The organism is Paenibacillus sp. FSL P4-0081 (assembly GCF_000758565.1).
Lineage (GTDB): Bacteria > Bacillota > Bacilli > Paenibacillales > Paenibacillaceae > Paenibacillus_AQ > Paenibacillus_AQ phytohabitans.
Window position 1 is genome coordinate 1,986,177 of record NZ_CP009280.1, and the last position, 12,556, is coordinate 1,998,732.

Consider the following 12,556-nt stretch of genomic DNA (forward strand, 5'->3'; position numbering starts at 1 on the left):
GAAAGGTGGAATCTTAATGAATTACAGAAAAACAATCATGGCTATGACGAGTGCAGCGCTGTTGCTGGGTATAGGGTACGGGGATTCCGGACAGGCATTTGCTGACCCTTCCAGGCTTCAATCTGCAGCAGCTTTGCCTGCCGTCCAGGCGGACACTAAATATATGGCGCAAGTCAGTCAGGAGGAAGCCAAGGCGAAAGCGGAGCAGGAGCTGAAGAAATTCAAGAGTCTCCTGGACCAGCAGAAGAAAGCGTTAAGTGGTACTTATCAGCCTGGAGAGATCAGGTATGTGTACATTAATGACAAGGAATACCAAGCCAGTCCCAGCAGCTCGCCCTATGCGAGTAACTCTTATTCGCTTATATTCAGAAATTATGATGAATACACCAAGAAGAATGCAGCCGGCAAGACCGCAATGCCACTGGAGCTGAAAGAGCTCCCGCATGGCTACAACTTTACTCTGGCAAGAATTGCCCCCTATCAAACATCTTCCGAACAGAAGAAGATGTTCAACCAGGTGATTGCTGAAGGGAAGGCATCCGGCAAGAAAATATATGTTAAGAAGCTGCAGGAGAAGCGTATTTCCATAGAGCTAATCTATACGATGACCGCTCCGGTCAATGGAATAACAGGGGTCCTCGCTATCAGAGCCGAGCCCGCAGGGGCTGCAGGGAAGGCGGTTGAATCGGAGCCGGTACAGCCGCAGTCGGAGAAGCTGAAAGTCGATGGGCAAGAGGTGATATATACCGCTAACGATAAGCAGGAGCACAAGTCGGTGGTATGGATGAATGCAAAAACACATGTCAATTATATTCTCCGGGAAGACCGCGGGCATCTGAACAAGGAGGAACTGCTGGCTTTGGCGGGACAGGTTATGGAGGCATCGAAATAGCCGCAGGCTCTGCTTGCTTGACAATCACCCGCTCCGCTACGTGAAGACCTGCCGGATAGCACCTTCAAAATTGCCCCCTATCTCTAGGATGGGGGACAGCCTTGGAGGTTTTTTTGTGTGCACGCAGACTTCATTTCCGGGAGATTTTATAATAATTCGTGCATTGCTCTTATATGAACTTCAAATCCTAATTGTTACTATAACAATGTAGTAAGAGAATACAGATTTATACAGGAGGGTTAAAGATGTTGAAATGGAAGCGTTCTCTTTCGGTGTTGGCCATGACAGCTATATTGGGTACACTGGCTGCCTGCGGCGGCGGAGGGAATGGAGCAAACAATGCAGGAGCTTCTACTGCGGCACCTGCCAGTACTTATGCTGCGGCAACTACAGCTCCTAGCAGCGGTAGTGGTGAACCTGTCAAACTCCGGATTATGTGGTGGGGCTCCCAGCCGCGCCACGAGGCAACCTTGGCTGCGCTGGACTTGTACACGAAGAATAATCCGAATGTAACGTTTGAGCCGGAGTATTCCGGGATGGACGGATATCTGGACAAATTATCTACCCAGGCTGCGGCCAATAACGCTCCGGATATCGTGCAGCTCGATCCGGGCTGGATGCCGGACTGGATGGCCCGCAAGCAACTCACTGAATTGGCGCCAGAGGTGGATGTCAGCAAATTTGATGAGAAGCTGCTGGCCGGCGGCCAGCTGGACGGCAAACAGTATGCCGTTCCGCTGGGCTCGGTAGCCTTCGGTATGGTTTATGATAAAGCCGCTATGGATAAGCTGGGGATTGCCAATCCGGCCAACGGCTGGACCTGGGATGATTTCTTTGCCTTAGCCAAGGAATCCCAAGCAAAGCTGCCGGACGGCCAGTATTTCACCCTGGACTATGCTGGGAACTACTTCATGTATTCGGCTTACCAATACGCCAGGGGGAAAGGGCAGGTTATCACGGATGAAGGTCATTTCAATGTGGATGAAGCCACGTACCTGGAATGGACCCGGAAATTTGAGGAGCTGCGTAAAGAAGGCCTGGTTCCTCCGGCGGATGTGAATGCATCCGATAAGGAGAATGATCCGCAAATGGACCTGCTGGCAGCAGGGAAAGTCCTGTTCCGGTACAGCTTCTCTAACAACCTGGGAACCTGGGACAGTATTAAACCGGGGGCTTACGCCCTTGTAACGATGCCGCGTGCCGAAGAAGCCGGAGGCTGGCTGAAGCCGTCCATGTTCCTGGCCGTTTCGAAGAATTCTAAGCATGCAGAAGAAGCCAAGAAATTCATCAACTGGTTCGTGAATGATCCGGAGGCAGCCCAAGTCACCCAAACCTTCCGCGGCCTGCCGGCCAATAAGGATAATGCCGCCCTTCTGGAAGCGAACATGAGTGAACTGGATAAAGTAGGGTTAGGACTCCTTCGTGCTACCGAGCCGGATGGCCAGACCTGGTCGGCCGGAGCCGGAGGCTGGACCAACTTCGTGGATAAAGACTGGGTGCTTGTCCGTGACCAGCTCAGCTTCGGGAAATCCACGCCGGAGGAAGCTTATAAGCAGCTTAAGGAAGCAGCGCAATCCTACGAGAAATAGAAGGATTATTGATAGCATAAGGCATATAAATTCTATAGTTGAACGAAAAGCCCGGGACAGCCCTGTCCCGGGCTTTATTCCGGACTATTTTGTTCCCTGGAATTACCGTTATATTTTGAAAGAATTCGAGCATTCCCCTCATTTAGCCGGGTGTGGGCCAATTATATACTTGAGTTATCCAAATTGACCACAAGAGGTGACCACAGATGAACCGTTCCACAACGACTTTAGCCGAAGCGGCTCCATTGCCGAAAAAAAGCTCCTACTTTCGCAGCAGATGGAACGCTCCGCTTGCGGGCTATTTGTTTATTGCGCCCTGGCTGATCGGGTTTCTGGCGCTGACGGCGTATCCGTTATTCTTATCGCTGTACTATTCGTTTACCGACTACACTTTGATGCAGCCGATGCAATGGATCGGGTCCCGCAATTATGAGCGGATATTTACAGCGGACCCGAAATTTATACAATCTGCCAAAGTAACCGTCATGTATGTGCTTGCATCTGTGCCCCTGAAGCTGGCAGCCGCTCTATTCGTTGCCATGATTCTCAGCAAAGCAGTGAGAGGAATTAGTGCTTACCGTACGGCTATCTATTTTCCGTCGCTTATCGGCGGCAGCATCGGAGTTTCCCTGCTCTGGCGTAACATTTTCGGGGTAGAAGGGATTTTTAACAAGCTGATTGCTGTGTTTGGAATAGAGGGTAAAAGCTGGATTACCAATCCCGACACAGCTCTTGGCACATTGATTCTACTGACCGTCTGGCAATTCGGCTCCACCATGGTAATCTTTCTGGCAGGACTGAAGCAGATCCCGAATGATCTTTACGAGGCGTCCTCGGTTGACGGGGCCAGCAAGAGAACGCAATTCTTCAGAATCACCCTGCCGATGCTGTCACCGATCCTCTACTTCAATCTTATCATGGCTGTTATTGGCGCCTTCCAGATGTTCACTTCCGCTTTTGTGATTACGAACGGAGGGCCGATGAACTCCACCTATGTCTATGCAATGTATCTGTATGAGAGGGCCTTCAGCCGTTACGAGCTGGGTTACGCTTCCGCACTGGCCTGGATCATGCTGGTCGCCATCGTTGCTGCAACCGTCCTGATCTCCTACACCTCGAAGTATTGGGTATTCTATGAAACAGACACTGGAGGGAAACAACGTAAATGACAACATTGAAATGGAAGCCGGCAATCCGTCATCTGTTCATGATTCTCTTCAGCTTCGTCATGGTCTATCCGATTGTCTGGTGGATTGGAGCATCGCTGAAAGACAGCACCGAGCTTGGCTCACCGGGGATCTTCCCGGCGGTCCCGCATTGGGACAACTTCACCAAGGGCTGGAATTCGGTTCCCGGCCATACCTTTACGGACTTTTATCTCAACACCTTCGGGCTTGAAATTGCTGTGATTATCGCAACCCTGTTATCCTGCACGCTGGTTGCCTTCGGTTTCGCGAGACTGGATTTTCCGCTGAAGAATTTCTGGTTCTCCATTCTGATGCTGACCCTGATGATGCCCGGACAGGTGCTGATCATCCCGCAATATGCCTTGTTTTATCAGCTGGGCTGGGTCAATACGTATTTACCGTTTATCATTCCCCATCTGCTGGCGGGCGGGGCGGGCGGGAGCTTCTTCGTCTTCCTGCTGATCCAGTTCATCCGCGGGGTTCCAAGAGAGCTTGATGAATCAGCCAAAATCGACGGATGCTCCTGGTTCGGCATCTTCTGGAGAGTCGTTATGCCGCTGGCTTTCCCGGCGATTGTTACGGTGACCATCTTCTGCTTCCTGTGGAACTGGGATGATTTCCTGGGCCATCTCCTCTACATCAACACGGTGGATAAGTATACAGTAGGCCTTGCGCTGCGCATGATCAACGATTCCCAATCCGCGGCGGAGTGGGGCCAGCTGCTTGCTATGTCGCTTGTATCCATTCTTCCGGCTACTATTGTCTTCATGTTCCTGCAGAAGTATTTCGTAGACGGGATTGCGACAACAGGGATAAAGGGATAAGATGTAAAAAAACATCCGTCACATAACGGTAAAGCGCCCGAGCCTCATTCGCAGCTTTACCGTTTCTTTCGTGTGAACCGGAAGTGAAGGAAGGTAAGGACTTGACCAATCCTTTTAAAAAATTCAGGATCGACCGCCTGTTTTTCCACAGCTTTGCTATTGTGCTCATTCTAGTAATCGCAGTTACAGCATGGACAAGCTACAGCAATTCATCCAAAGCCCTCGTGCAGACGACCTCCCATTACCAGCAGCGGCTGCTGGACGAACTGAATAATGAAATCACAACGCGGCTGGATATGATTGAGCAGATTTCACTGTCCAGCTCACGGGACAACGAACTGACCACTTTTCTCCGGAACAGGCAGGATGATTTCGAGCGCTACCGCAGGCGTGTAGGCGTAGAAAGTGCGCTCGCCAATCTGACCTATGCCATTCCTTTAATTCAGGGAATTGATCTGTATATGGATGAACCTATGCCGAGTGAGAGCCAAAGCTACATCCAGTTCCGGAATATTATTGATCTGGATAAGCAGGAATGGTCCAAGCGTCTGGTGAAAAGCGATTTCGCCTGGTCCGGGGAATATACCATTCCCAGCTTTCAGGGGGACGTCCCGGTGCTTAGCTTCGCCCGGAAAATCATGTATGAGAATGACTATCTGGGCGTGCTGGTCGTCCATATTAAGGCCAAGGAAATCCGGCAGCTGCTGACCGGCAATTCCTCCGGGTCAAACCGCATCATGGCCGACAGCGAAGGGAAGCAGATTCTGAGGATCGGGGAGACGCTCGAACAGAACGAGTGGTCTAAGTGGATCGATCTCAAGAGTAAGAAGTCGGGCTATGTGCATATTCCGGGCAAAGCAGGTTCCGGCAACACTCTGCTGGTCTATTCCCGAATGGATAACTCCATCTGGACGCTGATCGAATTCACGTCATGGAAGCAGATTACGGCAAGCAGTCTGAAGCTCGCAGAGTGGATTGGCCTGATCGGTATCGCAGCGATCCTGCTGGTGCTACTGCTGACTCACTATCTGAGTAAGCGATTTACCAAGCCGATCAAGCAGCTTGTAAGCGCTATGAAGATGTACTCTGTTGGAGGGCATAAAGAGGAGCTGCCCACAGATTATGAGAATGAATTCGGTTATTTATTCTCCGGCTACCGCAAGCAGAATGAGCGGATTGAGGAGCTGTATCTCTCGCTGGAACTGCGTTATGAGCAGCAGCGGAAAGCCGAGATTGAGGCGCTGCAGGCCAATATCAATCCCCATTTCCTCTATAATATGCTGGATCAGCTGAACTGGATGGCAATCGATGCCGGGCAGGAGGAGCTCAGCCGGATTCTGGAGCTGATGGGACAGATGTTCCGGATCGGCTTATCCAACGGGGCGAGCTTCATTAAGATCTCTGAAGAGCTGCTGCACATCCGGTGTTATCTCGAAATCCAGCAGCTCCGCTGGGGGGAAGGGCTGGAATACAAGATAGAGGCAGCCCCGGAGCTGCAGGATGTGTACATCCCGAAGCTTACCCTGCAGCCGTTCGTGGAGAATTCAATCGTACACGGCTTTAATAAGCAGAGCAGCGGTGTTGTATCTGTCTATATAGGCAGAGCGGAGGAGGCGCTGCAGATTATTATTGATGATAACGGAGCAGGCTTGAAGCAGCCGGAGGAGCGGCCGCGTAACCGCCATACCGGCGGCTATGGCATTCGCAATGTGCGGGAGAGAATTGCCGGATATTTCGGCAATGACTATGGGGTTACGCTGAAGGAACGTGAAGAAGGCGGAACCAGAGTAGAGGTGAGTCTGCCTCTGCTTGCAGAGGCCCCGGGGCAGCGGCTAAGCGAGCATAGAAAGAGCTAAGTGGAAGGCAGAAGTGGCAGCGCTTCCCTTGCTGTGCAGGGCAGATAACGTTGCAGCGGATAGTGATAGCAAGGAAACTTAAGGAGGCATAGACGATGTGGAAAATCGCCATTATTGATGATGAGCGCCAGGTCCTCCAGGGGATGAAGCGGGCGATCCCATGGGATGAGCTGGATGCAGAATGGGCCGGGGAAGCACTTAACGGGGAGGATGGCCTGGAGATGATCCGCGCAGCCTGTCCGGATATTGTGATCACCGATATCTATATGCCGGTGATGAGCGGCCTTACGATGATGGAGCATCTGAGGAAGGAAGGCTTCAAGGGCAAGATTATTATTTTGAGCGGATATTCAGACTTTGAGCATGCCAGGCAAGCACTCAGGCTTCAAGTAAGTGACTATGTCTCCAAGCCGATCAGTCTGCCGACGCTTAAGTCGATACTGGGCAAGATCATTGAGGAGCTGATCAAGGAGGAGGAGGAGCGGATCAGACAGGGGGAGCTTGAGCTGAAGATGCTGCTGTATGAGCCCTTTGTCGAGAAAGAATGGGTTCGTTCCGCAGCAGTCGGCACCTTGGACCCCTCTTACCGGAACAATACCCACCTGCCGCCTTCTTATCAGTATTGGCTGGAACGCAAGCATGCCACCATCGGTATTGAGCTGATCCGCGATGAGCGGGCCAGCTCCTTCTCTGTCTCCGACTGGAATCTGTTTCGCTTCGCCGTCAGCAATATTGCCTGTGAGGTTGCGCGCAGGTTTTTCACGGACATGGAATATACAGAGCTGAACAGCTATAGGGCATTATTAATTATTCATCCCGGGGAAGAATGTGCGGAGCAGCTGGAAGAGCTTGGAACCCGGCTGATCGATAGCATCAGCTCGTATCTGAGACTGGTAATACGTATCGGAATCGGAGGACTGAAAGAAACGTGGATCAAGATCCCCGAATCGACGGAAGAGGCCTTCCGTGCGATGGATCAGGGAGCCTTGCGGATGAATCCGGCTTATGAAGTGTATCAGTACCGGGAGAGCAGCAGCGGCGGGCAGGAGAGGGGGGCGTTGTTTCCGGTCAAGTTCTCCTATAAGCTGGCTGCTGCGATGAAGGCTACACAGGAAGCCGAAGCGCAGCAGCTTGTAAGCGAATATGTCACCGAGCTGCAGAAACAGCAAGGGGTCTCAGCCGGCTACGTGCAGATGCTTGGCAGTGAACTGTGGGGGATCATAACCTACTCGCTGTATGAATCGGGACTGGTGCTGGATGATCTGTTCACCAATGACCAGATTGCCAAAGAGATCGGCAATCTGGCAGTGCCCGACCAGCTGGCAGGCTGGTTGTCCGCCAAAATAACCGTGATCTGCGCCAGCCGGCAATGGAAAGGCAGCAGCAAACACAGGCAGGTTGTTGATTTCATGACCAGTTACATTCATGAGCACTATGCGGAAGAACTTACGCTGGCCGATCTGTCAGATAAGGTATACATCTCGCGGAATCATCTGTCCATTATATTCAAGAATATTACGGGTGAAACCTTCAACAATTACCTGACCCGGGTGCGGATTGAGAAAGCAAGAGAGCTGTTAATGGAACGGAAGATGCTGGTCTACGAAGTGGCGGAACGGGTAGGCTACAAAAACATCCCTTACTTCAGCACGCTGTTCAAGAAAATTACCGGCATGAACCCTACAGAGCTGATCAACTAAGTAAAGAGTAAATGTAACATTTGGAAATTCGGGAGCGTGAGAGATTATGATTCGCATAGCTATAATCGGTACGGGTTCAATAGCGGCTGTTCATCTGCAGGCCTTCACCATGTTTGCAGACCGCTGCACAGTAGTTGCGCTGGCGGACAACAAGGAAGAGCGGGCTAATGTGCTCCGGGACCGATTCCGGCTGGAGAGCAGGTTTGTACAGGATTACCGCGAATTGCTTAACGATGAGGAAGTGGATATGGTGTCCATCTGCACACCCCCTCATTCCCATGCGCAGATTGCTGCCGACTTCCTGCGGGCTGGCAAGCATGTGCTGGTGGAGAAGCCTATGGCACTGTCGCTTGAAGAGTGCGACTGCATGCTGGCGGCGGCAGCTGAATCGGGCCGTATCCTGTCCGTCGTCGGACAGAACCGTTTCCTGGATTCCAACAGGAGATTGAAGGCTACACTGGACTCCGGAATATTGGGCAGGATTGTGCATGCCCAGGCGGATTCCTTCTGGTGGAGAGGGCAGAGCTACTATGATGTATGGTGGAGGGGAACCTGGGAGGCAGAAGGGGGAGGCTCGACGCTGGGTCATGGAGTACATCAAATGGATCTGCTGCTGTGGATGATAGGCATGCCGGAGACGGTTCAGGCAGTCATACGGAATACCTCGCATGACAAGTCGCAGCTGGAGGATCTGTCAATCGCCATTCTGTCTTATCCGGGAGGCGGTTTGGCCCAGGTTACCAGCTCCATCGTTCATCACGGAGAAGAACAGCAGCTGGTATTTCAGGGGGAGAAGGCGCGTATCTCAGCACCCTGGAAGGTGTATGCCTCTACTTCGCGTGAAGATGGATTCCCGGAGCGGAATACCGGGCTGGAGGAAGAGATCGGGCGGTATTGCAGCAGCATAGCCCCCCTGCAATATACGGGACATGCCGGACAAATGGACGATATGCTGAAGGCTATCGGGGACCCGGCGCGGCGTGTTCTGATTGACGGGCATGAAGGAAGGAAGACGCTGGAGCTGGTCACCGCCATCTATGAAGCCTCGATAACCGGGCGGCCGGTAACTCTTCCAATAACTAAGGACAGTATGCTGTATACGAGGGACGGTATTCTCGCCAATGCCCTGCGGTTCCCTCTCGGCAGCTGATAAGGGAGGTAAGATTATGACAGTGAAATTCAGCATTATCGGCGGAGCGGGCTTCCGCGCACAATATTTCCTCAGAATCGCCCGTTCCTTGCCGGAACGCTTTCAGATTAGCGGGCTTGTGGTAAGGGATGCTGCCAAAGGCAGAGCCATGGAAGAAGCAAGGGGGGTTCAGACTTACCGTTCTCTTGAAGAGTTGCTTATGAGCGAAACCCCGGATTTCGTGCTTGTCTCGGTCAGCGGCCGGGCCTCTCTGGATTATTTGTACCGCCTGGCAGAGAGAGGCATCCCGGCGTTGACGGAGACGCCGCCTGCCGCAAGTCTGGAGGAGCTTGTGCAGCTGCACAAGGAACTGACTATGCACGGAGCGCGGGTTCAAGTAGCCGAGCAGTATCCTTATCATCCGGTGCAAGAGGCGCGGCTGTCGCTGATCCGTTCGGGCAGACTCGGACGGATCACGGAAACGACGGTGTCTGTTTCGCATATGTATCATGGAGCAAGCCTGATCCGCAGGATGCTTGGGCTCGGTTTCGAGGAAGCTAACATTAGAGCCATGCGGTTCGGGTCCCGCTGGGTTAACGGCCCTACCCGCAGCGGCCCTCCGGTTGAAGACAAGCTGATTCCTCTGCAAAGGGATCTGGCCTGGCTGGATTTCGGAGACCGGCTGGGGATTTACGACTTCACCAAGGATCAGCACCGCTCCTGGACGCGTTCGAATCACCTCTCCGTGCGCGGAGAACGGGGAGAAATCTTCGATAACCGTGTGCTGATCCAGCAGGATAACCTGGTTCCGCTTCAGCTGGAGCTGAAGCGCATTAACAAGGGGGAACAGGAGAATGCCGAAGGCTATTATCTTCAAGGGATAATCTGCGGGGAACAATGGCTCTACAACAATCCGTTCACCCCTGCAAGACTGTACGATGATGAGATCGCGATTGCGGCTTGCCTGGACAAGATGTCCGCCTATGCCACCGGAGGTTCCGGATTCTATGGACTGGACGAGGCTTCACAGGACGTGTACCTCGGGCTGATGATTGAGCAGGCAATACAGACCGGTGATACCGTGAGAACTGAGCGGCAGTGCTGGGCGGTTGAGAGATAACACGAGTTAACTTGATTCCACAAAGTCTGTATCAGCTAACCTATTCAATAAGAGATTTCCTTGCGCGGGTGTTGTAGCAATTTCCGCCCTGCGGGAATCTCTTCGTATTTTTAGGTCTGCCAGAGACTTCTGGTTGGCCTATTTTATTGTACTTTTGACACTGGTAAGATGCCTCTTTCTTAGCAAAGTGATTAAGACTAAAGAGTGAATCTGCGGTTAATCCAAAATTTTATATTAAATTTACAATTTCAAAGGAATAATTATCCAGAATAAGATATAATATGATCTGTGTTATATTTCTCATTTAATAAGATGTGGAGGTTGAAATGATGAGGAGAACTGTCGATAAATGCATCCGTCTCTCTTTAATCGGAATCCTTATTGCGGGTGCAGCCAGTCTGGGTGTAAGTACTACGAAGGCCTATGCGGCGGATTATGCAGCGGATAACTTCACCCTGGCAGCAGGGAATAGCTCTGCCTTGTCCGTGACTCTGTTCGCTCAGCCGCCATGGCCGCCCAATGTAACTGCGGATGATGTTGCGAACACCATTACAGGTGCGAACGAGAAGATGGAGTATTCCACCGATGAGGGCTTGAATTGGACTGCCTATGATCCAGTCAACCCGCCGGTCTTCTACGGTGCGGTAAAGGTGCTGGTGCGGATAGCGGGAGACAGCGTGAATTACATTCCGGCAGGGTTCATCACAACGCTGACCTTTACGCCGGATTAATATCAGCTCCCCATCTAGTTCAACGTGAGACCCTCAAGTTCGACGCTCATTGGAACAGATTTCTGCGATACCGGAGCAGCCATAAGGTGATAATGCTCTACCCAAAGAGATTGGCAGGCTTTATCTGCTGATCTCTTTTTTTGCGGAGTAAGCAAGGATTTAGCCTTAGAAATTACTGCCTCAAGCACCATATCCCTAATCCGCAGCGGTTGCTATAATGTGGAAGCAGAGGATAAATTAAAATGTATTCACGAAAGGATAGATCAGATTGAGAACAATCAAACTGGTGGTTGCCGGACTGATTGCGGGTACGATTGCGGGTGCCGTCACACCGGATTATCCGGTTAGAGCGGATTCAGTGAGCTATGAGGAAACAGCGGATGACAATGACACGGGAGTCACCTCTCCTATTTTCCCGGATATTCAAGGTCATTGGTCGGAGCGGTGGGTACGCTGGGCGCTGGGGAATCAGTATATAACCGGTTATTCAGACCTGACTTTCCGGCCGGACCAGCCGATTACGGAAGCTGAATTTCTGAAGGTGTACTATCTCTCCTTCGGCTATCCGAAGGCAACGATCTTTGGGGAAGAGTGGACCGCTGGACCTTATCGAATGGCGAAAAATTGGAAGCATCCCATCCCGGGTCTTCAGGACCCCCAGGCACAAGCTGCGCCTATAACCAGACAGACAGCAGCGCAGTTTATAGCTTCTGCTCTGGGCAAAAACTATAGTGAAAGGGATTCCATTATTTTTCTGCTTGGAAATCAGCTGCTTCCGCTTCCGGAAGAGCCTACTGTGGAGGGATTCAAGGGGAACACAACGTTAACCCGGGCAGAGGCGTTGGAGTGGATCAGGATGTTGAAGCTGAAAGGAAATATATTGAAACCCCGGCCGCAGGAGCTGTCAGAACCAGAGTTGCTGCCCCCATTACCGGACAAGGGTACGGGATTAAAGGATTTCACAGCGGTACCTGTTACTGAGGCGGATTTCGGGATAGGTGATCCGGACGGGAAGCTCATTATGGAATGGAGCAGCCCGAGGTCTCTGGTTGAACAATATTATGGAGCCTCCACCGGACAAGATGTGTTTAATAATGAGATGTATAAGGATGTATACGTCCATTATGATTCGTCAGGCAAGATGGATTCATGGTCGGTAAAAGCAGACGAAGATGCTGGGGAACCGGCTTTGACCGCTACCTTGCAGCATATCCGGCCCGGAGTAAGTACGCTGGAGGATGTACTGAAGGTGTATGGTACATATGCAGAAGTAAGCAACACATATGGAGTTATTCTAAGCTACACATTTGAGAATATGGACGGGGTGTTGATCCCGCGCCTGCTTCGAGGCGATAAGGTCAATTCCGATAGAGGATATGTCATGGCGTTTAGCTTCGATGAGGAGACGTTAAAAGTAACACATATGAAATTATCTACGCTCCAGCGGGCCATATACCCTGACGATAACTGATCAGCGATTCCGGCTGTTACCGGAGGCCGACGAGTTCATTGACGCCGGGAAGCAGCA

Annotated in this window: 10 protein-coding genes; all 10 read left to right on the plus strand. The window is 51.6% G+C overall.

The window, feature by feature from the left end; all coding sequences use genetic code 11:
* Window positions 1-16 precede the first annotated feature (16 nt).
* The 10 genes from P40081_RS08510 (at window position 17) to P40081_RS08555 (ending at window position 12,499) form a co-directional block, all read left to right on the plus strand.
* Window positions 17-892, plus strand: a complete 876-nt coding sequence (locus tag P40081_RS08510) for a hypothetical protein (RefSeq protein ID WP_042134736.1) — start codon at window positions 17-19, stop codon at window positions 890-892.
* Between the two features lie 245 nt (window positions 893-1,137).
* A complete protein-coding gene (locus P40081_RS08515; protein WP_042134737.1) occupies window positions 1,138-2,481 on the plus strand; it encodes an ABC transporter substrate-binding protein in 1,344 nt (447 codons plus the stop codon).
* Between the two features lie 206 nt (window positions 2,482-2,687).
* The gene (locus tag P40081_RS08520) at window positions 2,688-3,650 is read left to right on the plus strand and encodes a carbohydrate ABC transporter permease (RefSeq protein ID WP_042134739.1); all 963 of its coding nucleotides are present in this window, start codon (window positions 2,688-2,690) and stop codon (window positions 3,648-3,650) included.
* Entirely contained in the window at window positions 3,647-4,492 is an 846-nt protein-coding gene (locus P40081_RS08525; RefSeq protein ID WP_042134741.1) for a carbohydrate ABC transporter permease, read from the plus strand. The genes P40081_RS08520 and P40081_RS08525 overlap by 4 nt, the downstream gene beginning before the upstream one ends.
* Before the next feature lie 101 nt (window positions 4,493-4,593).
* Entirely contained in the window at window positions 4,594-6,348 is a 1,755-nt protein-coding gene (locus P40081_RS08530) for a sensor histidine kinase (protein WP_042134743.1), read from the plus strand.
* 95 nt (window positions 6,349-6,443) lie between these two features.
* Complete coding sequence (locus tag P40081_RS08535; RefSeq protein WP_042134745.1) at window positions 6,444-8,048, plus strand: response regulator; 1,605 nt, start codon at window positions 6,444-6,446, stop codon at window positions 8,046-8,048.
* A gap of 46 nt (window positions 8,049-8,094) precedes the next feature.
* Window positions 8,095-9,198: a Gfo/Idh/MocA family protein gene (locus tag P40081_RS08540; RefSeq protein WP_042134747.1), complete on the plus strand. Its 1,104-nt coding sequence runs from the start codon at window positions 8,095-8,097 to the stop codon at window positions 9,196-9,198.
* A gap of 16 nt (window positions 9,199-9,214) precedes the next feature.
* A complete protein-coding gene (locus P40081_RS08545; protein ID WP_042134749.1) occupies window positions 9,215-10,297 on the plus strand; it encodes a Gfo/Idh/MocA family protein in 1,083 nt (360 codons plus the stop codon).
* Window positions 10,298-10,623: 326 nt separating this feature from the next.
* Window positions 10,624-11,028, plus strand: a complete 405-nt coding sequence (locus tag P40081_RS08550; protein WP_081969883.1) for a DUF4073 domain-containing protein — start codon at window positions 10,624-10,626, stop codon at window positions 11,026-11,028.
* 268 nt (window positions 11,029-11,296) lie between these two features.
* Window positions 11,297-12,499, plus strand: coding sequence for an S-layer homology domain-containing protein (locus P40081_RS08555; protein ID WP_042134753.1), 1,203 nt, complete (start codon window positions 11,297-11,299; stop codon window positions 12,497-12,499).
* The last annotated feature ends 57 nt before the right edge of the window (window positions 12,500-12,556 follow it).